18 protein-coding genes are annotated in these 23909 nt (G+C 72.6%); 8 read left to right on the forward strand and 10 right to left on the reverse strand.

Annotation, left to right across the window (positions count from 1 at the left end; all coding sequences use genetic code 11):
• Nucleotides 1-33: 33 nt before the first annotated feature.
• From ACQCO7_RS03770 to ACQCO7_RS03790, 5 genes are all read right to left on the reverse strand, one after another.
• Nucleotides 34-2310, reverse strand: coding sequence for an RICIN domain-containing protein (locus ACQCO7_RS03770; RefSeq protein ID WP_464070437.1), 2277 nt, complete (start codon nucleotides 2308-2310; stop codon nucleotides 34-36).
• Nucleotides 2311-2692: 382 nt separating this feature from the next.
• Nucleotides 2693-3070, reverse strand: a complete 378-nt coding sequence (locus ACQCO7_RS03775; protein ID WP_409112215.1) for a toxin Doc — start codon at nucleotides 3068-3070, stop codon at nucleotides 2693-2695.
• Nucleotides 3067-3318, reverse strand: coding sequence for a hypothetical protein (locus ACQCO7_RS03780; RefSeq protein WP_040836760.1), 252 nt, complete (start codon nucleotides 3316-3318; stop codon nucleotides 3067-3069). The genes ACQCO7_RS03775 and ACQCO7_RS03780 overlap by 4 nt, the downstream gene beginning before the upstream one ends.
• A 93-nt stretch (nucleotides 3319-3411) precedes the next feature.
• Nucleotides 3412-5655 carry a glycoside hydrolase family 9 protein gene (locus ACQCO7_RS03785; RefSeq protein WP_464070438.1) on the reverse strand — a complete coding sequence of 748 codons (2244 nt, stop codon included), beginning with the start codon at nucleotides 5653-5655 and terminating at the stop codon, nucleotides 3412-3414.
• A 172-nt stretch (nucleotides 5656-5827) separates the two neighbouring features.
• A complete protein-coding gene (locus ACQCO7_RS03790) occupies nucleotides 5828-8914 on the reverse strand; it encodes a glycoside hydrolase family 2 TIM barrel-domain containing protein (protein WP_464070439.1) in 3087 nt (1028 codons plus the stop codon).
• A 219-nt stretch (nucleotides 8915-9133) separates the two neighbouring features.
• Between ACQCO7_RS03790 and ACQCO7_RS03795 the strand changes: the two genes are divergently transcribed.
• Nucleotides 9134-11506, forward strand: a complete 2373-nt coding sequence (locus ACQCO7_RS03795; protein ID WP_464070440.1) for a SpoIIE family protein phosphatase — start codon at nucleotides 9134-9136, stop codon at nucleotides 11504-11506.
• Between the two features lie 133 nt (nucleotides 11507-11639).
• The gene (locus ACQCO7_RS03800) at nucleotides 11640-12857 is read left to right on the forward strand and encodes an SLC13 family permease (RefSeq protein ID WP_464070441.1); all 1218 of its coding nucleotides are present in this window, start codon (nucleotides 11640-11642) and stop codon (nucleotides 12855-12857) included.
• Nucleotides 12858-12912: 55 nt separating this feature from the next.
• On the opposite strand, the gene ACQCO7_RS03805 is transcribed toward ACQCO7_RS03800, so the two are convergent.
• From ACQCO7_RS03805 to ACQCO7_RS03815, 3 genes are all read right to left on the reverse strand, one after another.
• Nucleotides 12913-14721: a ricin-type beta-trefoil lectin domain protein gene (locus ACQCO7_RS03805; RefSeq protein ID WP_464070442.1), complete on the reverse strand. Its 1809-nt coding sequence runs from the start codon at nucleotides 14719-14721 to the stop codon at nucleotides 12913-12915.
• Between the two features lie 616 nt (nucleotides 14722-15337).
• The gene (locus tag ACQCO7_RS03810; protein ID WP_464070443.1) at nucleotides 15338-15715 is read right to left on the reverse strand and encodes a hypothetical protein; all 378 of its coding nucleotides are present in this window, start codon (nucleotides 15713-15715) and stop codon (nucleotides 15338-15340) included.
• Between the two features lie 21 nt (nucleotides 15716-15736).
• Complete coding sequence (locus ACQCO7_RS03815; protein WP_464070444.1) at nucleotides 15737-16279, reverse strand: DUF418 domain-containing protein; 543 nt, start codon at nucleotides 16277-16279, stop codon at nucleotides 15737-15739.
• A gap of 252 nt (nucleotides 16280-16531) precedes the next feature.
• On the opposite strand from ACQCO7_RS03815, the gene ACQCO7_RS03820 reads away from it, so the two are divergent.
• Both ACQCO7_RS03820 and ACQCO7_RS03825 read left to right on the forward strand, forming a co-directional pair.
• On the forward strand, nucleotides 16532-17197 hold the full coding sequence (locus ACQCO7_RS03820; protein WP_464070445.1) for a response regulator: 666 nt from the start codon (nucleotides 16532-16534) through the stop codon (nucleotides 17195-17197).
• Nucleotides 17194-18285, forward strand: a complete 1092-nt coding sequence (locus ACQCO7_RS03825) for a sensor histidine kinase (protein WP_464070446.1) — start codon at nucleotides 17194-17196, stop codon at nucleotides 18283-18285. Before ACQCO7_RS03820 ends, ACQCO7_RS03825 begins: the two co-directional genes overlap by 4 nt.
• A 13-nt stretch (nucleotides 18286-18298) precedes the next feature.
• Here the strand turns inward: ACQCO7_RS03825 and ACQCO7_RS03830 are convergent, their stop codons facing one another.
• Complete coding sequence (locus ACQCO7_RS03830) at nucleotides 18299-19351, reverse strand: TetR family transcriptional regulator (RefSeq protein ID WP_464070447.1); 1053 nt, start codon at nucleotides 19349-19351, stop codon at nucleotides 18299-18301.
• Between the two features lie 90 nt (nucleotides 19352-19441).
• Here ACQCO7_RS03830 and ACQCO7_RS03835 point away from each other — a divergent pair, with 90 nt between their 5' ends.
• From ACQCO7_RS03835 to ACQCO7_RS03845, 3 genes are read left to right on the forward strand one after another with little or no spacing between them, the layout of a single operon-like run.
• Complete coding sequence (locus ACQCO7_RS03835) at nucleotides 19442-20029, forward strand: transcriptional regulator (RefSeq protein ID WP_464070448.1); 588 nt, start codon at nucleotides 19442-19444, stop codon at nucleotides 20027-20029.
• Nucleotides 20026-21477 carry a pyruvate, phosphate dikinase gene (locus ACQCO7_RS03840; RefSeq protein WP_464070449.1) on the forward strand — a complete coding sequence of 484 codons (1452 nt, stop codon included), beginning with the start codon at nucleotides 20026-20028 and terminating at the stop codon, nucleotides 21475-21477. Before ACQCO7_RS03835 ends, ACQCO7_RS03840 begins: the two co-directional genes overlap by 4 nt.
• A gap of 1 nt (nucleotide 21478) precedes the next feature.
• Nucleotides 21479-22066, forward strand: a complete 588-nt coding sequence (locus ACQCO7_RS03845; protein WP_464070450.1) for a histidine phosphatase family protein — start codon at nucleotides 21479-21481, stop codon at nucleotides 22064-22066.
• A gap of 135 nt (nucleotides 22067-22201) precedes the next feature.
• Here the strand turns inward: ACQCO7_RS03845 and ACQCO7_RS03850 are convergent, their stop codons facing one another.
• The gene (locus ACQCO7_RS03850; protein WP_464070451.1) at nucleotides 22202-23086 is read right to left on the reverse strand and encodes a helix-turn-helix domain-containing protein; all 885 of its coding nucleotides are present in this window, start codon (nucleotides 23084-23086) and stop codon (nucleotides 22202-22204) included.
• A gap of 36 nt (nucleotides 23087-23122) precedes the next feature.
• On the opposite strand from ACQCO7_RS03850, the gene ACQCO7_RS03855 reads away from it, so the two are divergent.
• Nucleotides 23123-23908 (forward strand): phytanoyl-CoA dioxygenase family protein, encoded by a 786-nt coding sequence (locus ACQCO7_RS03855; protein ID WP_464070452.1) that lies wholly within the window; start codon nucleotides 23123-23125, stop codon nucleotides 23906-23908.
• The last annotated feature ends 1 nt before the right edge of the window (nucleotide 23909 follow it).

Raw genomic sequence — 23909 nt, forward strand, 5'->3', positions numbered from 1 at the left:
CTGTCCGAGCCGCCCGGCAGCCGGTGTTCGGCCTCAGGCCTGCTGTGGTGACGGGCCGGTCGAGCCGTTCACCGAGAACGAGCTCGGTGTCGGGCGGGGGGCGTCCGTCAGCCAGCGCTGGGACGGTGAGCCGTCGCGGACCTTGACGGCTACGTTCGCGCCGGGGTCGTCGCCCACGGCCGCCAGCGGGAGGCGTTCGTCCCAGCGGGGCAGCAACTCGCCCTGGACGGTGAGGTCGTAGCGGACGTCGTCGGCGCGGGGGCTGTCCGCGTCCGCGCAGGTGTTGGCGATGACGACCCCGGCGTCCGCGTGCGAGTCCACGCACAGGGCGGGCTCGGCGACGCTGCGCAGGAGGCCGTCGTCCTCGTACGACCACTGCTGGGCCCAGTTGGAGGAGCACACCTCCAGCACGAGGGCGATACCGGCACGGGCGCCGACCGGGACCTCCAGGCACAGATCGGCGTCGGCGTTGCGCAGCCGCGTCTGCTGGGGCCCGCCGGACATGCCGACGCTGCCCTGCGTGCCCTGCGTGGGCGTGGGCGACAGGGAGTCGCCGCCGGGCAGGGTGCCCCCACCGCTGACGCTGGTGGACGAGGCCGGGTCGGACCCCTCGTCGGACCACATCCCGGCGGCGAGGAACGTCGTCAGCACCCCGGCGGAAGCGATCCCGACCCCGGCGATGAGCGCCCGGGGCGACCGCTTCCCGACCCGCCGCACGGCACGCCGGGTCCCCTGCGCCCCCCGAACCCCGCGCACCCGAGCCCGCCCGGCGGCCCGCCGGGACCGGGGCCGCCCGTCGGTCTCACCGTCGGGGTCAGCGAAGGACGGCGCCTCACCCCCGTACGCGAAGGCGGCTCCCGGACGACCGGTCCCGGCGCTGGACGCGTGGACCCCGACCCCGTCGAACTCGCCGTCGGCGCCAGGGAACCCCGCCTCGGAACTCCGCCGCGAGCCCAGTCCGGCCGCACCGCTCGGCATCCCCCCACCGAACTCGGAAAACACCCGCCCGCCCTCGCCCGGCATCACCCCGCCGGGACCACCCAACGCCTGGCCGCCCCCGGCCGACACCGCACCGTCAGAACCGGCGAACGCCTGGCCGCCCTCGCCCAGCACCACACCACCGGGACCACCCAACGCCTGGCCACCCCCGCCCGACGCCACACCATCGGGATCGGGAAACGCCCCTTCGCCCCCACCCGGCACCGCCTCCGGCCCGGCCCCGACGTCGCCCCGCCCGCGCCGTCCCGGACGCCCGGCGCGCCGTGCTCCGCCACCGAACACCCCCACGCCCTGCGCGCCGCCCGGCGGAATGTCCCCGGGAAGCGCCTCGGCGGCTCCCTGCGTGTCACTCCCCCGCGCGCCGAACGCCCGTCCCCCGCCGGCCCCGTCCCGCCGCGAGGGCGACGGTATCCGGTCGAGCAGCTTGCGCCCCGCGCCCCGTTTGACCGCCCCCCGCACCCGAACCGGCTCCTCGCGCCCCCGGTCCGGCCGGGAGTCGTGGTACCGCCGGGCCCCCCACCCCAGCACGGCCTCCGCGAGCATGAGCCCCACCCACCCGACGCCCTGGGCGAGTTGCTCGGCGGCGGCGCGGCAGTAGCGGCACGCGTCGAGGTGCCGGCGGACGTCGGGAAGGAGGTCGCCCCCGCGCCGCAGCGGCACCTCCAGGAGCCGGTTGTAGAAGCGGCACTCCTTGCTCGGCGCCAGCTCCCGGTGCGCGCGGACGATCCCCTCGCGGAGCTTGTCGCGGGCACCCTCCAGCGCGGCGGCAGCCATGGACGTGTCGACGCCGAGCAGCGCGGCGGGCACGCTGACCGGCTCGCCCTCGACCTCGACGTGCCACAGGAGGCACCGTTCGGTCGCCGGAAGCGCGTGATAGGCGTACTCCGAGAGGATGCGGTTGTCCGGCGTCATCCCCTTCGCCGCCCGCATCCCGCGCGCCCCGGCGGGCTTGCGCAGCTCGGGCAGGACGGCGGAGACGCGCTCGGCGGAGGCCCACAGCCGGACGGTCTCGCGGACGGCGAGCAGCAGCCGGGGCCGCAGATCGGTCCCGGACTCGCCGAGCTTGAGCCGGTCGAAGACCTGGTGGAAGGCGGTCCCGGTGGCCATCGCCGCGACCGGCCCGGCCCCGGCGAGGCAGATCACCGCGTAGTCGTGGGCGGGTCTCCAGTGCCGCGCGATCAGCAGCGCGGTGGCCTCGGCGACCTCGCCGTCCGTCCCGCCGCGCACCCCTGCCGCGAGCGCGTCGTCGGACTCCCCGGGATCCCCGCCGGGCGGCGGGTACGGAGGACGCGGAGGGTAGGCGGAGGGCACTGTGCGGATCCTTCGGTGCGGAACTGTGCGACCGGCCGAACCTCGGCGCACGGATAGTTCACCATTGCACAACTTAGTCGCGCACAACAAGGCAAGAGGAACGGCGTCCATCACTTTTCGACGAAAGGTGAAACATCCTCAACTCCGGCTCGTGAAGCGGGATTTCAACACACCGTCGAAGTGGGCCGACGCGCCCACTTGCGGCCACACCCCGTGTGAATCAAGCGCCCGCACCCCACCTCCCCCACACACTCCCGCCGCCCCGGGACACGCGCTCAACTGGGAAGCGGCCCTCCTCGGGGTCCTCGCGTCGGATGACTGCTCTCCCGCGCGAGCACGGCCGCCGGTCCGGCTCTTCCCGCACCGGCCGGCGGCCCGGAACTCATATCTGCCACGACCTCAGCCGGTCCGCGGCCCCGTACACATCCGCCTTCCCGGACATCAGGTCCCGGGCGAGATCCACTAACGCCCCGTACGGCGGATCGATCCCGGCGCCGCTGACGTACATGTACGACACGGCCGTCGCGCAGGCGAACCGCGCGTTGGCCGACGGCAGCGGCTTGAGGACCGCGAGCGTGTGCAGGAGGGCCGCCGCCCGCCACGCCGGGTCCGAGTCGACGCCGAGGCGCGGCGGGTCGACGCGGTGCCGGGCGACGGCCGCGACGAGCGCGGAGAAGTCGTCGACGGTCGGCTGGTCCGGGAGGACCTCCTCGTGGCGCTGGAGCAGCCACGGTACGTCGATATGGATGACGGTCGTCACCGGCGGACCGACCTGCCCCTCGCCCGGGCGGGGCTCTCGTCGTCGGGGAAGGCCGCCGCGAATTCGTCGGCGTGGGCGGCGAAGAACGTCCGGAACGCCGCCGCGCCTTCCTGGAGTGCCCGGTGCCGGGCGATGTCGGCGGCGGCTGCCTCCCTGACGAGCGCCTTCATCGACGTCCCGCGCTCCTTGGCGATCTGCCGCAGGTCCTCCAGCTCGCGTTCGCTGAACTCCACATTGAGGGCTGGCATACCCCTCACGGTACCGCTCGGGTACTTACCCGTAAATATCCCCAGGTCACGGAGGTGACCGAGCGGTACCGGAGGCGTACAGACGTTCCCCTGCTACCCCTGGTCGGCGACGAAGGACGCGAGCCGGGTCAGCGCCGCGTTCCAGTTCACGGCCGTCTCGTTCGTCGACCAGGACTGGATGTCGTCGATGTAGCAGAACTGGCCGACGCAGCCCTGGAGTTTGCTCTGCGCGTACGGGTCCTGGATCGACGAGTTGGGACCGCCGGCCAGTGTCCCGGCGGGCGGCGACGGCAGCTTCGGGTCGAGCTGGTTCGCGTACCAACGGCTGTGCTGCCGGTGCGCGTTGGCCTCGCCGTAGCCGGTGACGTACGACATGTTCAGCGCGTTGCGGCCGAGCACGTAGTCCATGCTCTGCACGGCCCCGTCACGGTACTTGGAGGCGCCGGTGATGTCGTACGCGCTCGCGACGACGACCGCGTTGTTGAGCACCTGGTGCGCGGAACCCCAGTCGTACAGGTTGTTGTTGGGTGCGTACGGCATGCCGTACGACTGGCCCGCGAGCGTGGTGAGGTAGCCGTCCGCGCCCTTCACGACGGACGCGCGGACCTTGTCACGGCCGGGGAGCCTGCTGGGGACGAGGGCGAGGTCGAGGCGTCCGGCCGCCGCCGTGCCGCCCCAGTCGAAGCTGACGGGGCCGAAGACATTCGCCGTGTGGAGCGGGGAGTTGAGGACGAAGTCCGCGAACTGCTTCTCGCCGGTGGTGAGATACAGCTCGGCGGCGGCCCAGTAGAACTCGTCGGTGACGTTGTTGTCGCTGTAAGCCCCGCCGCCGGTACCGTCGTTGGGGTCGGCGTAGACCGCCGGGTGGGCCTGCGCGGCCGTCCACGCCTTGCGGGCCGCGGTCAGCGCCTTCGCGGCGAACGCCTTGTCGTACGGCTTGTAGAGACGGGCCGCCTGGGCGGCTGTCGCCGCGAGGTTGAGGGTCGCGGCGGTGGACGGCGGATGCAGTTCGCGCTTCTGCGGGTCGTCGCTCGGCAGCAGGGGCAGGCCGGTCCAGTTCTGGTCGTGGATCTTGTGGTGGGCCATCCCCGCGAGCGGCTGCCCGTCCGGGACCTGCATCCTCAGCAGGAACTCCAGCTCCCAGCGCGCCTCGTCGAGGACGTCGGGGACCTTGTTGCCGCTCTCGGGGAGCGCGAGCTGCCCGTCGCCGAGGCGGGCCGGGGTGCCGGTGCGGGCGTGCAGGGAACGCTCGTAGGTGCTGAGCACCTCCCAGGTCGCGATGCCGCCGTTCACCACGTACTTGCCGTGGTCCCCGGCGTCGTACCAGCCGCCGCTGACGTCCAACGCGTAGTCGCAGACGCCGGGTTGGCAGGGTACGGAGGTGTCGCCCTGGTTGGGCGCGGTGCCGGCGTGGCCCGCCGCCCTGCCGTAGCCGGGCCGCAGGTCGTCGCGGATCGCTGTGCCGCTGCGCTGCGTGTAGTAGTACTTCACGGCGTCGCGGCTGAGCTTCTCGTAGGCGGCCTTGCCGATGTCGAACGGGCGGCTGGTCTCGCCGTCGGCGGTGAGCATGTAGCCGGTGCCGGGCCCCCGGTAGGCGCCGAAGTCGACGGTGTGGACGTTCTGCGCGGAGGACACGTCCGTGCCGCGCGGTACGGTCCAGCCGTGCGCGACCGTCGTCCCGGCCGCGTTCTTCAGCTGCCACGGCAGCCGGGTCGTCGCGGCGGTCACGAGGGTCGCGTTCTTCGGCCCGGCGGGCAGGTAGGCGACCTGGTTGACGCGCACGCGCGGCCCGGTGTCCGGCTCGTACACCTCCGGTGGCACCCCGCCGAGCAGCGAGACGTCGTCCACGCAGAACCGCCAGGGGTCCGCGCTCCCGCCGACCTGGAAGGCGACCTGCGCCTGCGTGGTGTCGACGGGTGAGGTGAAGGTGTAGGAGTACGAGCCGTCGGCCTCGGTCAGGACCGGGCTCGCCTCCTGCCAGGTGTCGTACGGGGAGACGGCGAGGCCGACGATCGCGCGGACCACGTGCCCCTCGGGGACGCCGGACGCCTTGAAGGAGAAGCGGTACGACTCGCCCTTGACGAGGGTGAGGTCGTTCTGGCCGATCCCGGAGTCCCAGCGGTTGGCGGTGCCGCCGGGGACGTCGGCGCACAGGCGTCCGTCGGCGGGGACGGTGGTGACGTTGCTGGTCCACCAGGGGGCGGTCCCGGTGTCGAAGCCGCCGTTCTTGACCTGCTCGACCTCGTCGGCTCCGGCGGGTGCGGCGGGCAGCGCGATCAGGGCGCCGCCGAGCAGCGCGGCCAGAGTCAGCAGGCTCGTTCTGCGTCGTCGTTTCACGTCATGGCTCCTCGGAGAGACACCCCCCACGGATGGGAGCGCTCCCATATAGCGGACGGGCCGCCCATGTTTGTTGCCCTCACGACACTCCGTCAACGGTCCGGACAGAACAGCTTTCTGTCCGGACCGCCGTTGGCCGGTTACGCCGTCGGCTCGTTACGGCGTTGGCTGGTTATGCCTCCAACTTGCTGACTCTGACCGCCCCTTGGGCCTCACCGGGCCGCGCGCTCGCGAACGTGAGCTTCACGCGAGACCCCCGCAACGCCCCGAAGCTGATCACGGACGGCGCATCGGAGGCGGTGGCCCACTCGACGGCAACTCCCGTGGCGGGTACGTACGTTCGCCCGTCCCACACCTCGACCCCGACGCTCTTCGGGAGGCTGTGCCCGGCGTCGACGGTGAACGACACCTCCACCCGGTCGAAGTCCCGCACCCTGCCGTAGTCCACCGCGACCCAGTCCCGCGTCCGCGCCCCGGCGTGCGCGGGCAGCAGCGCGGTGGCCGCCTTGAGGAACCCGTTGGACCAGCCGGTCGCGGGGTTCCCGTCGAGCATGGCGGCCGGGAGGGTGTCGGGCCGACCGGAGTAACTGGCGTCGGCGTACGGGTAGTCGGGCGCCTCGGGGTGTTCCGGCGCGAACGCGGGCGCCGGAGTCGCGGACACCGAGCGCGCCCAGGTCGTCCGTACGGAGACCGTGCCCTTCTTCAGCCCCTCCCCCGTCGCCGTCACCTTCAGCGTCCCGGGTTCGCCGCCCGAGCGCACGATGGCAAGTGCCTTGCCGTGGAAGGCGGTTCGGGTGCCGGCCTGGTACTTCTCGGCGCTCTCCTGACGCCCGTTGTCGAGCCCGGCGAGGGAGCCGCCGTCGACGGCGAACGTCAGGAGGTGCTCGGCGTCGGGGACGACTGTCCCGCGCGCGTCGACGACCTCGGCGGTGACGAAGACGTGTGAACGGCCGTCGGCGGCAAGGGACTTGCGGTCGGCGGTGAGACGTACGGCGTACGGGGCGCCGGCCGTGCGCAGGACGTCGGTCGCGACGACCTTGCCGCCCCGCCGGGCCACCGCCTTCAACTCGCCCTCCTGGAAGGGGACTTTCCAGGTGAGGTGCAGTTTGCCCGCACTGCCGCCCGGACTTGTGTAACTCCCTGGGTACGGGCCGTCGGTGAACGTCTTGTCGTCGCCGGTCGCCTCGGTCGTCTCCAGGTACTCGCGGCCGTCCACGGTCTTCTTCACGTCGAACGACCGCACCCCCAACGAAGCGCCGTTCAGGAAGAGTTCGACCTCGGGGACGTTCGCGTAGGCCCACACCTCGACGGTCTCCCCCGCCGCGTGGTTCCAGCTCATCGGCAGCAAGTGGACCATGGGCTCGCTCACCCACTGGCTGCGGAAGAGGTGGTACATGTCCTTGGGGAACCCTGCGGTGTCGACCGCGCCGAAGAACGACGCCTTCACCGGGAACACGTCGTACGGGGTGGGTTCACCGATGTAGTCGATGCCGGACCACAGGAACTGTCCGGCGAACCACTTCCGGTCGCGGTCCTTCTTGTGGCCGTACTCGCCGCTCATCGTCCAGGACGCGAGGTTGTTGTCGTAGGAGGAGGTCGCGCGTTTGCCGGGGGTGTAGTTCTCGCCGGTGTTGAGGTGCTCAGGCTCCTGATAGGCGCCGCGAGTCGACGTTTCCGAGGAGGATTCCGACTCGAAGAGGAACAGGTGCGGGTAGCGGGCGTGGAGGGCGTCGACCGACTTCGCGGTGTTGTAGTTGAGGCCGAGGCCGTCGAGCTTGGCGAGGATCAGGTCGGCCGGGGTGCCGGGGGCGGGGACGCTGCGGTGGCGGTGGGAGCCGATGACGACCGGGCGCGTCGTGTCGTACGCCTTGATGCCGGCGATGAGGCGGTCGGCGATCGTCAGGCCCGCCGTGGAGGTGAACTCGGTGATCTCGTTGCCGATCGACCACATCACGACGGCCGGGGAGTTGCGGGCGGCGAGGACCATCTCGGCGATGTCGCGGTCCGACCACTCGTCGAAGAAACGGCCGTAGTCGTAACGGGTCTTGGGGGTCTTCCAGCAGTCGAACGCCTCCACCAGCATCACGATCCCGAGCTCCTCGCAGACGCGGATCATCTCCGTGGAGGGCGGGTTGTGGGAGGTGCGGAAGGCGTTCACGCCCATCGACTTCATGATGGTCATCTGCCGCCGGATCGCGTCGGCGCTGACGGCCGCGCCGAGCGCGCCGAGGTCGTGGTGGAGGTCGACGCCCTTCAACTTGGCGTGCTTGCCGTTGAGTTCGAAGCCGTCGTCGGGGTCCAGGCGGAAGGTGCGGATGCCGAAGACCGTGCCGTAGGTGTCGACCACCTTGCCCTGGACACGGAGTTCGGTCTCCAGGCGGTAGCGGTGCGGGTCCGTGAAGTCCCAGCGCTCCGGGTCGGGGACGACGGCGGTGTGGGCCTCGGTCGCGGTATCGGCGACGGTCACCGTGGACGTCGTACGGGCGACCGTGCGGCCGTTCGGGGCGACGATCCGGGAGGTGATCTCGACGTCCTGAGGGGTGCCGGAGGTGTTGGCGACCGTCGTGCGGATGTCGACCCTCGCGCGGTCGGCGGTGATCTCCGGGGTGGTGACGTGGGTGCCCCAGCGGGGGACGTGGACCGGGTCGGTGACGATCAGGCGGGCCTCGCGGTAGATGCCGCTGCCGGAGTACCAGCGGCTGCTGGGGAGACGGTTGCGGACCCGGACGGCGAGGACGTTCTCGGTGGCGCCGTCGGTGTGGAGGTGGTCGGTGAGGTCGTAGGCGAAGCCGGTGTAGCCGTAGGGGTGGGTGCCGAGTTCGGTGCCGTTCACGAAGACCGTGGAGTCCATGTAGACGCCGTCGAACTCGACGCAGACGCGTTTCCCGGCGTAGGTCCGCGGCACGGTGAAGGAGAGGCGGTACCAGCCGAGGCCGCCGGGGAAGAAGCCGGTGCCGCTGGTGGTGCCGTTCTCGGTGGTGGGGGCCAGTTCGATGGACCAGTCGTGGGGGACGGCGACCTCGCGCCAGGCCGCGTCGTCGTACGCGGGGTCGGCGGCGTGGTCGTAGGCACCGGTCGGGTCGGTGATCCCGCCCGGGTTGACCAGCGCGAAGCGCCAGCCGTCGCGCAGGGGGAGGGTGTGGCGGGCCGGGGCGGCGGCGTGGGCGGTGGTGGAGGCGGAGTCGGAGACGGACAGGAGGGCGCCGGCTGCGGGGGCGGCGGCGGAGGCGAGGAGGACCGATCTGCGGCTGAACGTCATGGCGGCTCTTCCAAACAGGCGTCGGGAACCAGAACTACTCACAACTGATCGTCAAACAACAGAATGTGACGCCGGTCCGCGCACACCCGTCAAGGGCGCGGGTCGGGTGCTCGCCATTCCCCCGTCCGCACTCCCCGTTCGCTCTGCGGCCGGACGGTCTAGGCTGGGGCGGAAGTGACGGGTCTGTTCACTGTGAGTGTCCGCGATGGAGTGACGAGGATGAGCCCGGTCTATCCGTTCGACGATGCCGAGACGGCACGGGTGGTCGTCGCGGACGACGGTGCCCTCGTCGAGTGGAACGGCGGTGCTCACGCGCTGCTCGGCTGGGAGTCCGGCGAGGTCGTGGGCGGCCCGGCGGCGGCCCTCCTGGCGGACGGCGCGCTGCCGGTCCCGTCGGCGGCCCGCTGGGACGGCACGGTCGCGCTGCGTCACCGCGACGGGTACGTCGTACGGGTCTGGCTGCTCGCCCACCACCGGCGCCCCCGGGACGGCGGGCCGGGGTCCTGGCTGGTCGTGACGCCGCTGACCGGCAGCGGCCCGCGCGCCCCCGACGACCCGCTCGCGCTGCCCGCGCTGGCCCAGTCGCCGTGTGCCCTGGCCGTGTACGACGACCGGCTGAGGCTGCGGCTGGTCAACGACGCCATGGCGGCGTCGATCGGGCTCCCGGAGGAGCGCATCCGGGGCCTGAGACTGGCCGAGATCGGCGGGCGGCCCCAGAGCGAGGAGCTGGAGGAGCACATGGCCGACGTGCTCGCCACCGGCCTCGCCAAGGACGTACAGACCTACACACGCACCGGCGGCGAGGAGCACGCGCACGCCTGGCTGGCCAGGCTCGCGCCGGTCACCGGCGAGGAGGGGCGGATCCTCGGCGTCGCCCTGTCGGCCCACGACTTCACCGAGAACTACCTCGCCCGGGAACGGCTGCAACTGGTCAACGAAGCGAGCGTCCGGATCGGTTCCACCCTCGACGTCACTCGTACGGCGCAGGAGCTGGCGGATGTCTGTGTGCCCGCGCTCGCCGATTTCGTGAGCGTCGACCTGCTGGACCCGCCGGACGGCACAGAGCTCCCGGCGCGGTTCGTGTCACCGACGCCGCTGCGGCGGGCCGCGCACCAGTCCGTGAACCCGGGCAGCCCGGAAGCCGTGGCCAAGCCGGGCGAGGTCCAGACGTACCCGGCGGGCTCCCCGCAGGCGGACTCGCTGGAGGCGGGGCGCACGATCGTCGCGACCGTGCCCGGCGGGGAGCTGGACCAGTGGCTGACCTGGGACGCGGCGCGCGGGGCGCGCGTACGGGAGGTCGGCATCCACTCGATCATGTCGGTGCCCCTGCGCGCGCGGGGGGCGACCCTCGGGGTGGCGGTGCTGACCCGGTTCCGCCGCCCCGACCCGTTCACCCCGGACGACGTGCTGCTCGCGGAGGAGGTCACCGCGCGGGCCGCCGTCTGCGTCGACAACGCGCGCCGCTACTCGCGCGAGCGCGACACCGCGATCGCCCTCCAGCGCAGCCTCCTGCCGCGCTCCCTGCCGCGTACGGCCGCCGTCGACGCCGCCTCCCGCTACCTGCCCGCCGCGCGCGCGGGCGTGGGCGGCGACTGGTTCGACGTGATCCCCCTGTCGGGGACGCGGGTCGCGATGGTCGTCGGGGACGTCGTCGGACACGGCATCCAGGCGTCCGCGACGATGGGACGGCTGCGTACCGCCGTCCGCACCCTCGCCGACATCGACCTCACCCCGGACGAGCTGCTCACCCACCTGGACGACCTCGTCGTACGGCTCTCCGAGGAGGCCGGCAGCGAGGGGAGTCCCGGGGAGGTGGGGGCGACGTGTCTGTACGCGGTGTACGACCCGGTGACGCGGCGGTGCACGATGGCGCGCGCCGGGCATCCGCCGCCGGTCGTGGTGCCACCGGGCGGTCGTCCGCGCCGGGTGGACCTGCCGGCGGGGCCGCCGCTCGGGCTCGGCGGGCTGCCGTTCGAGTCGGCCGAGATCCAGCTCGCCGAGGGCAGCGTCCTCGCGCTGTACACGGACGGGCTGATCGAGTCCCGCGCGCGGGACGTCGATTCCGGGTTCCGCGCGCTGTGCGCGGCGCTCGACGGGTACGCCGACTCCCTCGACGAGACCTGCGACCGCGTCCTGCACGCGCTGCTCCCGCCGGGCGGCTCCGCCGACGACGTGGCGCTCCTCCTCGCGCGTACACGCGCGCTGCCCGCCGACCACATCGCCACCTGGGACGTCCCGCCCGACCCCTCCCTCGTCGCGAGCGTCCGCAAGCAGGTCTCCGAGCGGCTCGTCGCCTGGGGGATCGACACGGTGTCCTTCACGGCGGAACTCGTGGTCAGCGAGCTGGTCACCAACGCGATCCGGTACGGCTCGCACCCGATCCGGCTGCGGCTGATCCATGACGCGGCGACGCTGATCTGCGAGGTGTCCGACACCAGCCACACCGCGCCTCATCTGCGGCGGGCGAAGACGTGGGACGAGGGCGGGCGGGGGCTGCTGCTGGTGGCGCAGTTGACGGACCGGTGGGGGACGCGGCACACGTCGGAGGGGAAGACGATCTGGGCGGAGCTGGGGCTGCTCGGGGAGGAGTGAGGGGGCTGGGGACGGAGTGAGGGGGCTGGGGGCGGCTCTCTTACCGGCTCCTGTTTTCATGGGGGGCTGCTCGTCGTCGTACGTCTCGTGAGGATCCGCCCTGAACACCGCGCTCGCCGTCTCCCTGTCGTCCGTGCTGCTCGCCGTCTCGCTCGGATGGGCCGTGCTGCGGCCCTCCGGCAGGTCGGAGGCGCTGGTGGCGGTGCCCGCCGCCGTGCTGGTGGTGGCGCTGGGGGCGATCTCCGCCGGGGACGCGTGGGAGGAGGCGGAGCGGCTCGGGCCGGTCGTCGGGTTCCTCGCGGCCGTACTCGTGCTGGCGCACTTCTGCGCGGTGGAGGGCCTGTTCACGGCGTGCGGGGCGTGGCTGGCGCGGCGTGCCGCGGGGCGGCCCCGGCGGCTGCTGACCTCGGTGTTCGTGCTGGCGTCGATCATCACGGCCGTCCTGAGCCTGGACGCCACGGTCGTGCTGCTGACGCCCGTCGTGTTCGCGACGGCGACCCGGCTGAAGGTGCGGGCGAGGCCGCATGTCTATGCCTGCGCGCATCTGTCCAATACGGCGTCCCTGCTGCTGCCCGTCTCGAACCTGACCAACCTGCTGGCGTTCACGGCGAGCGGGCTGAGCTTCACGCGGTTCGCGGCGCTGATGGTGGTGCCGTGGTTGGTGGCGATCGGGGCGGAGTATCTGGTCATGCGGCGGTTCTTCGCCGCCGATCTGCCGGAGCTCGATGCCGTCGAGGACGACGGGCCCGCGCCGGATGTGCCGATGTTCGCGCTGGTGACGGTCGCGGCGACGCTCGCCGGGTTCGTGGTCGCGTCGGCGGTGGGGGTCGAGCCCGCGTGGGTGGCGTTCGCGGGGGCGCTCGTGCTGGCGGTGCGGGCGCTGGTGCGGCGGCAGGCCGGGCCGGTCGAGGTGGTGCGGGCGGCGGCTCCCGGGTTCCTGGCGTTCGTGCTGGCCCTGGGGATCGTCGTACGCGGTGTCGTCGACAACGGGCTCGGGGACGTGCTCGGGCATGTGCTGCCGGGCGGGTCGGGGCTGCTCGCGCTGCTGGGGTTCGCGGCGGTGGCCGCGCTGCTCGCGAACCTGATCAACAACCTGCCGGCCGTCCTGGCACTGGCGCCGCTGGCCGCCCCGATGGGGCCCGGGGCGGTGCTCGCGGTGCTGCTCGGGGTGAACATCGGGCCGAACCTGACGTACGCCGGGTCCCTCGCGACGTTGCTGTGGCGGCGGGTGGTGCACGGGCACGAGGAGCGGGTGGACGTGAGTGAGTTCACGCGGCTGGGGCTGCTGACGGTGCCGGTGGCGCTGGTGGGGTCGGTGGTGGCGCTGTGGGGGGCGCTTCAGGTCGTGTAACCGTGTCACCGCCGGGCTCGGGAGCGTCGGCGGTGACAGGGGCGCGGCCTGGGGGTCAGCGGCCGTAGCCTCCGTACCCGTAGCCTCCCCAGCCGTAGGGGTAACCGCCGTAGCCGGGTCGTCCGCCGTAGCCGTTTCCGTTGCCGTACCAGTCGCAGGCGTACGGGTTGTCGTACGAGCACGGGGACTGCGGCGGCGGGTTCGACGCGGGCGGGGTGGGGGTGGGTGCGGGCTTCGGGGTGGGCTTCTTGGACGGCGTCGGGGTGGGGGTCGGCTCCGGTGCGGCCTTCTTGGGGGTGGCCGGGGTCTTGCTGGGGGTCTGGGCGGTGTCCCAGTTGACGATCTGCATCTGGAGGTCGGGCTTGGACGTGTCGATGACCCAGCGCTGGGCGGCGCTGTCCGCGCGGGTCTTCGCGACGAGCGCGCCGGAGCCGTCGGTCGCGGCGGGGGCGAGCGCGAGGTCCTGGCTCCAGCGGGGGACGAGGGTGCCCTGGAGGGTGAAGTCGTAGCGGACGCTGGTCTCCCGCGTCGCGGCGTCCGTGCAGGGGGTCAGGCGGACCGCGTAGCCGAGGTGCGAGTCGAGGCACAGGTTCGGCGCGAGGCCGTTGCGCAGGAGGCCGCTCGTCTCGTACGACCACTGCTGCGAGGCGACCGAGGAGCAGGTCGCGAGGACGGCTTCGGCGCCCTCGACGGCCTTGCCGCCCTCGATGCCGATGCACTGTCCGGAGAACACGTTGTGCAGGCGCCCGCGCAGGGTGCCCTGGGCGGAGCCGCCCGCGTCGACCCATGAGGGGCCGTTGCCCGGCGTGTCCTTGCCGGGGCTCGGTGACTCGACGCTCTCTCCGGCCTGGTTGCCGCTGTCGCTTGAGCCCGTCGCGGACCACACGGCGAGCGGGAGGACGACGAGGCCGCTGACGGTGAGGACGGCCGCGGCGAGGTTGCGGCGGCGGGCGCGGCGGCGGGCCTTGCGTATCGCGCGCACGGAGCCGCCGCCGGGGGCGACGACGAGGTCGGTGCTCGGGGCGTGGAAGTCCTCGCCTGGGAGGGGCTGCCGCTGTGTCTCTTCTTGCTGTGTCTCTTCTTGCTGTGGTTCCTCTGGCGTGCCCGCGCGGGTGTCCTGGTAGGTGTGTGCGGCCCAGCCGAGGGTGCCTTCGGCGAGGGCGGTACCGAGGGCGGGGCCTTCGGTGAAGCAGGCGAGCTGGTCGGCGGTGTAGGCGCAGTGGCGGCAGCGGTCGAGGTGGCCGCGCAGGTCGGCGTCCATGCCGTCGCCTCGGCGGCTGGTGACGTCCAGGAGGCGGTCGTAGCGGTGGCACTCCTCCTCGACGGCGAGTTCGCGGTGCGACTGGAGGAGTTCCTCGCGCAGGCGGTCGCGGGAGCGGCGCAGTTCGACGCGGGCGGCCTCGGTGTCGAGGCCCAGCAGGGAGGCGGGGGCCTCGAAGGGTTCGGACTCGACCTCGATGTGCCACAGGAGGCAGCGGGAGGTCGGGGAGAGGCGCTGGAACGATCTCGACAGCAGCCGTCTGTTCAACGGCGGCAGGAGGCGGGCCGCGAGGACGTCGGCGTCCTCGACGCGCAGGGCGGGGTGGAGGAGGTCGCGGCGGCCGTCGGTGTACCACTCGGAGGCTATTCGGCGGACGGTGACCAGGAGGTGGGGGCGCCAGGCGGCGGTGGGGCCGTCGTGGCGCAGGGACTCGCCGAAGAGGCGGGTGAATGCCGCGGTGGTGAGCATTCCGGCGGCGCGGTCGCCGTCGGCGCACAGGCGCGCGTAGGTGAAGGCCGCTTCCCAGTGCCGGTCGAGGAGTTCGCCCACGGGGTGCAGTGCGGGCCCCGCTCCTTCCCAGCTTTTCAGTTCCGCGCTCAGCATTTCGTCCGTCGCGTTCGAACGCCGGGCCGAAGTCGGGGAATTCGGCTGACCCGCTTCTGTCACAGTTGGATTCCTCCCGGGGGAGATGCACGGAAATGGCCGGGGGGCCTTCGCGCGGAAGTGGAGAACGCGTCTGGGCGCGTTGGCAGGCACACCTTTGCACAGGCCGTGGAGGCGGAACAAGGGATCTTGCCGAACGGTGAGTGTTCTGTGGCCATGGCCCCCGAACTGCTTTTATTTTCAAGATGATTGTGAAGGGACTTCGCTGTTGCTTTCCGTCCGGGATGCCGGATTCAGGGGTGTGTGTATCGTCCGAAAGGTTGAGGCGGCGTCAACTTCGGTCGCGGGATTCGCTACTCGGGGTGATCAGGGATGGCCGATCGGCCGATGTGGCGGGTGGGGCCGGGCGGGACAGTGGAGGCGGGTTCATCTCGGCGGGTCGTGGTCAGGGAGGCGGAGGGTGATGGCGCGTACGTGGGGCAAGGCGGGCGGGGTGGCCGCGCTCGTGCCGGCGGTCCTGGCCGGGTACCTTCCGGCAGCCTTTCGCGACGCCGGGGCGGGCGCGGGGGCGGGCCGGGGCGGTGGTGAATCTGCGGGATGCGTCGGGGCCGACGGCCTACCGGTTGCAGGCGGCGCCGAAGGCGAACACGTCGGTGGCGATCCAGGCACCGTCGGGGTCCTTGAACGCGCCGTACACGACGACCATGTCGACGGTGACACCGGGGAAGCGCTGCTCGAACGCCTTCTCCGTGTCGTCCCGCTGGTTCTTCCGGTCGCCGCCCGCGTGGACGACGAGCTTGCCGCCCTCGGCCTTGGCGGCGGCGTACAGCTGGTCGAGGGTCTTCGTCTCCTCGGCGGAGGACCCGGCGTCGGAGCGGGTGACGGCGCCGAAGGCGAGGCCGACGGCGGCGACGGTCGTCGCGAGGGTCGCGGCGACCAGGGTGCCGCGCAGGGGGGTCGGTTCCTGGGGCTTGGCCAGGGGGTTGAAGAGCATGAGCGGCCTCCGGGCAGGCGGTCAGCGGACGAGTTCGGCGGGCTTGGCGGCCTTGCCGAGCAGCCACTCCAGGGGCCCGCGCCGGAAGTACCGGGCCCACACGGCGGCGAACACGGTGACGGCGACGGCGAACCCGAGCAGGACGTGCAGCGGCGAGCCGGGAAGTTCCTCGATGCCGAGGACGTGGATGCCGGCGATGTGGAAGACGTACGCGGTCAGGGACATCGAGCCGACGGCGATGACGACCTTCGCGACCGCCTGACGCCCGGCCCGGCCGGTCTTCGGGGTGCGGCGGCCGGTGATCAGCATGACCGAGAACCCGGCGAGGAAGGCGAAGAGCGCGGAGGCCCGGCCGTGCGCCAGCTCCATCACGTGGCCGGTGAAACCGCCCTGCGCGGGGTCGGGGCCGACGTGGGCGGCGTACATGCCGAAGACGGCGAGGCCGCGCGCGAGGTCCACGCCGGTCAGGCGGCCGGTGGACAGCCGTGCGGGCCGCTCGGCCCGCCCCGGAGCCGGGTCGGCGGCCCGGTCCGTGAGTGTCGTCCGGTCTGCGTTCCGCGTCATGGATCCACGCTGTCGCGCGGGCCGCCGCCGCGGTATCCGGCAGTCGTCCGGACACCCCCCGCCGGTCGGCGGGTCCGTCCCCGCCGACCGGGGGCGCCCCGCCGCACCCCCCGGGCGGCTGGTCCGCTCCCCCCGACCGGCGGGACTGCGCCCCGTACCCTCTGCCACGAGGGGTTTCGCCCTCTACGGTCGGATGTGGCGGCGCGGACGACCGGTGCCGATCACAACCCAGAACGACGAGGCGGGACGCACGTGATCCGTGTCATGGTGGTGGACGACGAGGCCCTGGTGCGGTCCGGTTTCCGGCTCATCCTCAACGCGGCCGAGGACATCGAGGTCGTCGCGACGGCGACCGGCGCGGAGGCCGTGGCCACGGTACGGCGCGAGCGGCCGGACGTGGTGCTGCTGGACATCCGGATGCCGGACGTCGACGGGCTGACCGTCCTCGGCCAGGTACGGGCGCTGCCCGAGCCGCCGGTCGTGGCGATGCTGACGACGTTCGACGCGGACGAATACGTCGTGACCGCCCTCAAGTCCGGCGCGGCCGGGTTCCTGCTGAAGGACACCGAGCCGGACCAGCTCGCGCAGCTCGTGCGGACGCTCGCGGCGGGCGGCGTCGTGATGTCGCCGAAAGCCTCGTACGCGGTGTGGCGGGGGCGGCCCGTGTCCGGCGCCGACGACGAGGAGGCGGGGCGCGTCGGGCGGCTCAGCGAGCGGGAGCGCGAGGTGCTCGTGCTGGTCGCGGAGGGGCTGTCCAACGCGGAGGTCGGGGCGCGGATCCATCTCAGCGCCGGGACCGTCAAGGACCACGTCAGCGCGATCCTCACGAAGCTGCGCGTCGGCAGCCGCGTGCAGGCCGCGCTGCTCGCCCAGCGGGCGGGGCTGCTGGACTCGCGTGACGGCGGTCCGGGGCGATGAGGTGGCGGCCGTCCGAGCGTGTTCTCGACGCGCTGGTCGTCGTCATCGCCGTCGCGGACGTGTGGATCAACCTGGCGGACGACAACGCGTTCGTCCTGGTGACCGCCTCGGTCGCCTGTGCGGCGCTGGTGCTGCGGCGGCGGTTTCCGCTCGCCGTGTTCCTGCTGACGATCCCCGCGACCGCCATGCAGGACATCGTGTTCGCGCCGTTCGCCGCGCTGTTCACCCTCTCCGAGCGGTCCCGGGACCGGCGGCTGCTCGGGCTGTGCGCGGTGCTGTTCGCCGTCGTGTCCGCCTTGCCGTGGCCGTTCGACGGGCTGTCCCAGCACGAGCGTACGTGGACCGTCGTCTACTTCTTCTACACACTCGCCACCGCCGCCGCGCCCGTCCTCCTCGGGCAGCTCCTCCAGGCCCGGCGTGATCTCGCCCGGCGGCTCGTGGAGATCGAGGAGGCCCGGGAGCACGAGCGGTTGCTGCACTCCCAGGCCGTACTCGCGCGGGAGCGGGCCCAGTTGGCCCGTGAGATGCACGACGTCGTCTCGCATCAGGTGAGTCTGATCGCCGTTCAGGCCGGGGCCCTGCAAGTCGCCGCGAAAGATCCCGAGTTCCGGGAAGGGGTGCGGGCCATTCGGTTGCTCAGTGTCGGCACGCTCGATGAACTCCGGCACATGGTCACTCTGTTGCGGGCGTCCGGGGGGCGGGCCACGGAGCTGACTCCTCAGCCGACGCTGACGGATCTTCAGCGGTTGGTGTCCGGGAGCGGGATCGAGACGGAGTTGGCCGGGGAGTTGCCGGCGCAGGTGAGTACGACCGCTCAGCGGGCCGTGTACCGCACCGTTCAGGAGGCTCTGACCAATGTGCGCAAGCATGCGCCGGGGGCTCGGGCGACGGTTCGGTTGTGGCATGACGCGTCGGGGTTCGGGGTGACGGTGCGGAACACTCCTGCGACTCGGGGGGCTTTGCCGTTGCCGGGGGCGCATCAGGGGTTGATCGGGTTGGGGGAGCGGGCGGAGTTGCTGGGTGGGGCGTTTGCTGCGGGGCCTACGGAGGAGGGTGGGTTCGAGGTGAATTTGCGGGTGCCTGGATAGTGCCCTGAAAGAGCTACCGAACCGTATCCGCCTTGGTCACGGCGTGGCCCGCACCGTGGCCCTCCGCCCGGTGGGTGATCCGGCCGTCGTGGATGCGTACTGCGGTCTCGGCCTTGTCGTCAGTTTCTACGCCGTTCAGTGCCTTCGTGACCGCGCCCTCTTCGTCCAGGACGATCCTGATCCGCGGCAAGTCTTCGAGCGCGAAAACCCTACGCAGGCACGCCACGAGGTCCGTGATCCGTAGGTGGACCAAGCGGCCGGTCTCCGCGGGGTCTGCGGTCACCACCACGAACGTCGTCCCCTCCCCCGCCGCTTCCCTCGCCGCCCCCAGCCGCGCAGCGCCCAGTACGACCACCACTCCGTCGTCCCGCAGATCGACCGGTTCGCCGGTGATCTCGTCTCGCAGGCCGGTGGGCGGCGTCCAGACCTCCCGTGTCTCTCGCGCCGGGGCTGTGAACGCCAGGTGCGGTGCTGGTTCGTCGATGGTGAGCGGCAGGTCCGCCATGTGTTCCGCCGCCCGTGCCACGTCGAACGGGTCCCCCGTACCCGGCGCGTTCTCCGCCAGCCCCGTCGCCCCGTGCAGCAGCGTCAACGCGAGGTCCGCCACCCGTACCGGTGGGCTCTCCGCGTTCAAGGACAGGGCCAGCAACAGTGCCTCCAGGCGCAGGAGTTCCGCCAGTGCCGCTCGCATCGGGGCCGTGTCGGCCACGCCCGACAGTGAGCGGAGCTGGAGGTGGCCGCTCGCCGGGGTGTCTCCGGCCAGGGGGAGGCGTTCCAGCCAGACGCGGGCGAACGCGCCCAGCGCCTCGCCCGTCGACTCCGGGGATTTCAGGGGCGGTCGGGCAGCCGACCGCACGGTCTGCGCGTCGGCCGCCAGCACCGCCAGGTACAGCGCCCGTTTCCCCGCGAAGTTGGAGTACACCGCGCCCCGCGTGAGGTCCGCGCGTTCCGCGATGCGGTCGATCTTGGCGTCGGTGTAGCCGTGCTCGGTGAACTCGGTGCGGGCGGCGGTGAGTACGGCGGCGCGGGTGCGGTGCTGCTGTTCGGCGCGGGTGAGTCTCGCCATGGCGTCCCCTTCGGTTCGGGCTGTGCCATGATACCGGGACCATCCAGATGTTGACGTCATCTGAAAACATCGAACATTCGAGAGGCCTCCATGCCCCTTCCCGTCCTGCACGCCATCCGCTGTGCCGGTGCCGCGAGCCCCACCCGTATCGGCGCCGTCACCGGTCTCACCGAACCGGACGTCGAGTCCGCGCTCATCGACCTCGGTGTCGAGGGGTTCGTGACGCGCTCGTACGACGCCTGGAGCCTCACGGACGCGGGGCGCGCGGAGAACGTCCGGCGTGTCACCGCCGAACTCGACGCGGCCGGTGCCCGGGACTCGTTGCGGGCGGCGTTCCAGCGGTTCCTGGTGCTCAACCCCGAGTTGCTGGACCTGTGCACGGCGTGGCAACTGCGGCCGGAACACGGCACGTTCAGCGTCAACGACCACACCGACCCGGCGTACGACGCACGCGTCCTGGACCGATTCGCCGACCTGGACCGGCGGTTCGCCCCCGTCGGTGACGAACTCGCCGCCGCGCTCCCCCGGTTGGGCCGCTACCGGGTCCGGCTGACCGGGGCGCTGGAGCGTGCGGTGGGCGGTGAGCGGGAGTTGGTGACGGACAGTACGGCGTCGTACCACACGATCTGGGCGGAGCTGCACGAGGATCTGCTCGTCACGCTGGGGCTGCCGCGATGAGGTGGGTCCACCCGGTCTCGGCCGAACTCGCCGGGGACAGGGAGGAGTTGGGCGGCAAGGCGCTCGGGCTCGCGCTGCTGCACCGGCTCGGGTCGCGGGTGCCGCCCGCGTTCGTCGTGTCGGCGCAGGCGTGCCGGGCCTTTCTGCGCGAGCAGCGGCTCCCCGAGGGGCTCCGCGAGGAGCTGGCCGAGGGGATCGCCGGGCTCGAACGCGCCACCGGCCGCGTCTTCGGCGGTCCCGGCAGGCCGCTCGCGGTGTCCGTCCGGTCCGGGGCGGGGGTGTCGATGCCGGGGATGATGAACACGGTGCTCGGCCTGGGGTTGACGGCCGCGGCGACGGCGGGTCTTGCCGCCGAGACCGGCGACGAGGGGTTCGCGCGGGACTCCCGGGCGCGCTTCCTCGCGAGCTTCGCGGCGGCGACGCCGGTCCCCGTACCGGACGACGCCCCGACTCAGCTCGCCCTGGCCGTGGAAGCCGTCCTCACCTCCTGGCGCTCCCCCCGCGCCCACACCTACCGCACCCTCCACAGCATCCCCCACGACCTCGGCACGGCGGTGATCGTCCAGGCCATGGTCTTCGGCAACCGCGACCCCCGCAGCGGCACCGGCGTCGCCTTCAGCCGTGACCCCAACACCGGCGAGAACACCCCGTACGGCGACGTCCTGTTCCGTGCGCAGGGCGAGGACGTCGTGTCCGGCGCGCACCCGACCCGCCCCCTGTGTGAACTCGCCGACCGGGAACCGGCGTTGTGGGCGGAGCTGCTCGACGCCCTGCGCCGCGTCGAGGGCCACTACCGGGACGCCTGCTACACCGAATTCACTTTCCAGTCCGGGGAGTTGTGGCTGCTCCAGGTCAGGCCGGGCCGGTTCACGAACGCGGCGGCGGTCCGTACGGCCGTGGAGCTGGCCGAGGCGGGTGCCATCGACCGGCACGAGGCGCTGCGCCGGGTCCGCGGCCTCGCCCACGTCCGTACGCCCCGCATCGCCGAGCCGAAGGACGTCGTGGCCCGGGGAGTCGGCGCGTGTCCCGGCGTGGCGGTGGGCCGGGTCGCGACGACGACGGAGGCGGCGGTCCGCATGGCCCGGGACTCCCCCGTCGTCCTGTTCCGCCCCGAGACCTCCCCGAACGACCTGCGGGGCATCGCGGCGGCGGCCGGAATCGTCACGGAGCGGGGCGGCCCGGCGAGCCATGCGGCGGTGGTGGCACGGGCGTTGAGCAAACCGGCGGTGGTCGGAGCACAGGGCTCCGTCCTCCCCGAAGGCACCCTCGTCACCATCGACGGCACCACCGGCGAGGTGGCCCTCGGCACCCCCCGCATCCTCACCGGCGCCCCCGACCACCACGTACACCGCCTGCTCGCCTGGGCCGACGACCTCTCCGGGAACCACACCCCCCGCGACGACGTCCAGCGCCTCGAAGACGCCCACCGAACGCTAGGAGTCCTCTGACATGCCCACCCGCCACCTCCACGTCGTCCGCCACGGCGAGGCCGATGCCTTCGGGCGCCTCACCGAAACCGGCGACCGCCAGGTCGAGTTGCTCGGCCGGCGGCTGTCCGCGCTGCCGGTCGACGCGGTCTGGCACTCGCCCCTCCCCCGCGCGGAGCGCTCCGCGCGGCTCCTCGGCGTCCACCTCCCGGACGCCCCCGTGAAGGAGGCACCCGAGCTGACCGACCACGTGCCGTACGTCCCGGACGACATGCCGCCCGCGTACGCCGGTTTCTTCGACGGGTTCGGCGGTGAGGAGGCGGCCGAGGGGCGGCGGCTGGCGGACGCGCTGATCGCGAGGTTCGCGCGCCCCGCCGAGCGGGAGACGCACGAGGTGCTCGTCACCCACGCCTTCCAGGTCGCCTGGCTCCTGCGGCACGCCCTGGACGCGCCGCCCGCCCGCTGGATCGGCCTGAACTGCGGAAACACCTCGCTGACGACGATCCAGTACCGGGATGGCCTGCCCCCGGCGGTCGTGCTCTTCAACGACATGGGCCACCTCCCGGCGGACCTGCGCTGGACGGGCTTCAGCAGCGGGGTACGCCCCTGAGGAACCGGCACCGTAGAGGCCCGCACCGGCGAAGCCCCGGGCCTCGCCGGACCCCCGCCCCTCAGGCCCTGCGCTTCGCCGAACCCGGGCCCCCGCGCTTCGCCGGCATCCCCGCGCCGCCGAAAACCTCCGCCCTCACCCCCGCCCCGCCCGATACTCCCCCGGCGGCACCCCGTACCGCCCCCTGAACGCCCGGCTGAAATGGAACGCGCTCGCGAACCCCGAAGCCGCCGCCACCCGTTCGGCCGTCAGCGCCGTGCTCTCCAGCAACCGCGCCGCATGCCGCAGCCGGGCCTCCCGCAGGGCCCGCATGGGCGACACCCCGAGCTGTTCGGTGAACAGGTGCGCGAACCGGGACGGTGACAAGGCGACGGCCTCGGCGAGCGAGGCGACCGTGTGAGGAGCGCCGGGGTCGGCGGCGATCAGCGTCTGTGCCCGCCGGATCCGCTCATCGGCCCCCGGCGGTACGGGACTCGGCGAGGCGGCGGCCAGCAGAACCGCCTCCTCCAGTGCGCACAGGGCGAGTTCACGCGCGAGAGCGCTGTGCGCGACGGCCACCTCCTCGGCCGCCCTGACCGGTTCCCCGCCGGTCCAGCGGGCGTCGTCCAGCATCCGTCGGAACGCCGACTCGACGCGCCCGCGCAGCACTTCGGGCACGGGTCCCGTCGTATGGACGCCGTCGCCGGCGTCGTACGGCCGGATCCAGGGCAGCCAGGACGGTCTCAACGGGCAGTGGGCCCACCAGAATTGCCACGAGGACGCGCCGGGCCGGACGGCGTACCGCTGCGGGACGCCCGGGGCGAGCAGGACGAAGTCACCGGCGGCCACGGGGAGTTCGGTACGCCCCTGCCCGACCAGGCCCGCGCCGCCCGTGGTCCACAGGATCAGCCAACTGTCGGACCCGGACGGCCGGTTGACGGCGTACCCGGCAGTCTGGTCGAACCGCCCGACCACCACGAGCCCCGGCGGCGGCGACGGGTCCGCAGCAGTCCCGGTCAACTCCTCAGCACGCACGGGCATCCTCCTCCGGTGTTTTCCGGCCTAGTTTCCTGTGCCATGACAGTCACAGGCATTCTGGACCGGTTCCGGCAGGACGGCTACGCGGTCGTGCGGGGTCTCTTCTCGTACGACGAGGTCGAGCGCGTCCGTGGTGAGTTCGCGGCGTTGCAGGCGGCAGGGCAGGAGGTGCCGGGGCACTTCCGGCCGCGCGCGGGGGACGATCCGCTGGACGCGTATCCGCGGGTGATGCAGCCGCACGAGATCAACGAGGTCGCCCGGAAGATGCTGCTGGACGCCCGACTGCGGGGCGTGCTGGAGGAGTTGCTCGGCGAGGAGGTGCTCGCGGCGCAGAGCATGTTCTACTTCAAGCCGCCGGGCGCGCGGGGGCAGGCGCTGCACCAGGACAACTTCTATCTGCGGGTCGAGCCGGGGACGTGCGTCGCCGCGTGGGTGGCCTGCGACGACATCGACCGGGAGAACGGCGGGCTCGAAGTCGTCCCGGGCACCCACCTGTTGGACCTGTTCTGCCCCGAAGTGGCCGACGAGTCCGTGTCGTTCGCCCGCGAGTACGTCGCGCCGCCGCCCGGCCTGTCCGCCGTACCCGTCGACATGGCCCCCGGTGACGTCCTGTTCTTCAACGGCAGCCTCGTGCACGGCTCCCAGCCGAACCGGACGGCGTCACGCTTCCGGCGGTCGTTCATCGGGCATTACGTGGGGCGGTCGACCGAGCGGATCGGGGCGTACTACCGGACGATCGAGATGGACGGGGAGCGGGTGGTACTGGCGGAGAGCGAGGGGGCGGGCCCCTGCGGCACGGAGTTCGCGGCGCAGGGGCCCCACTGAC

Source organism: Streptomyces saintjeani, assembly GCF_055409605.1.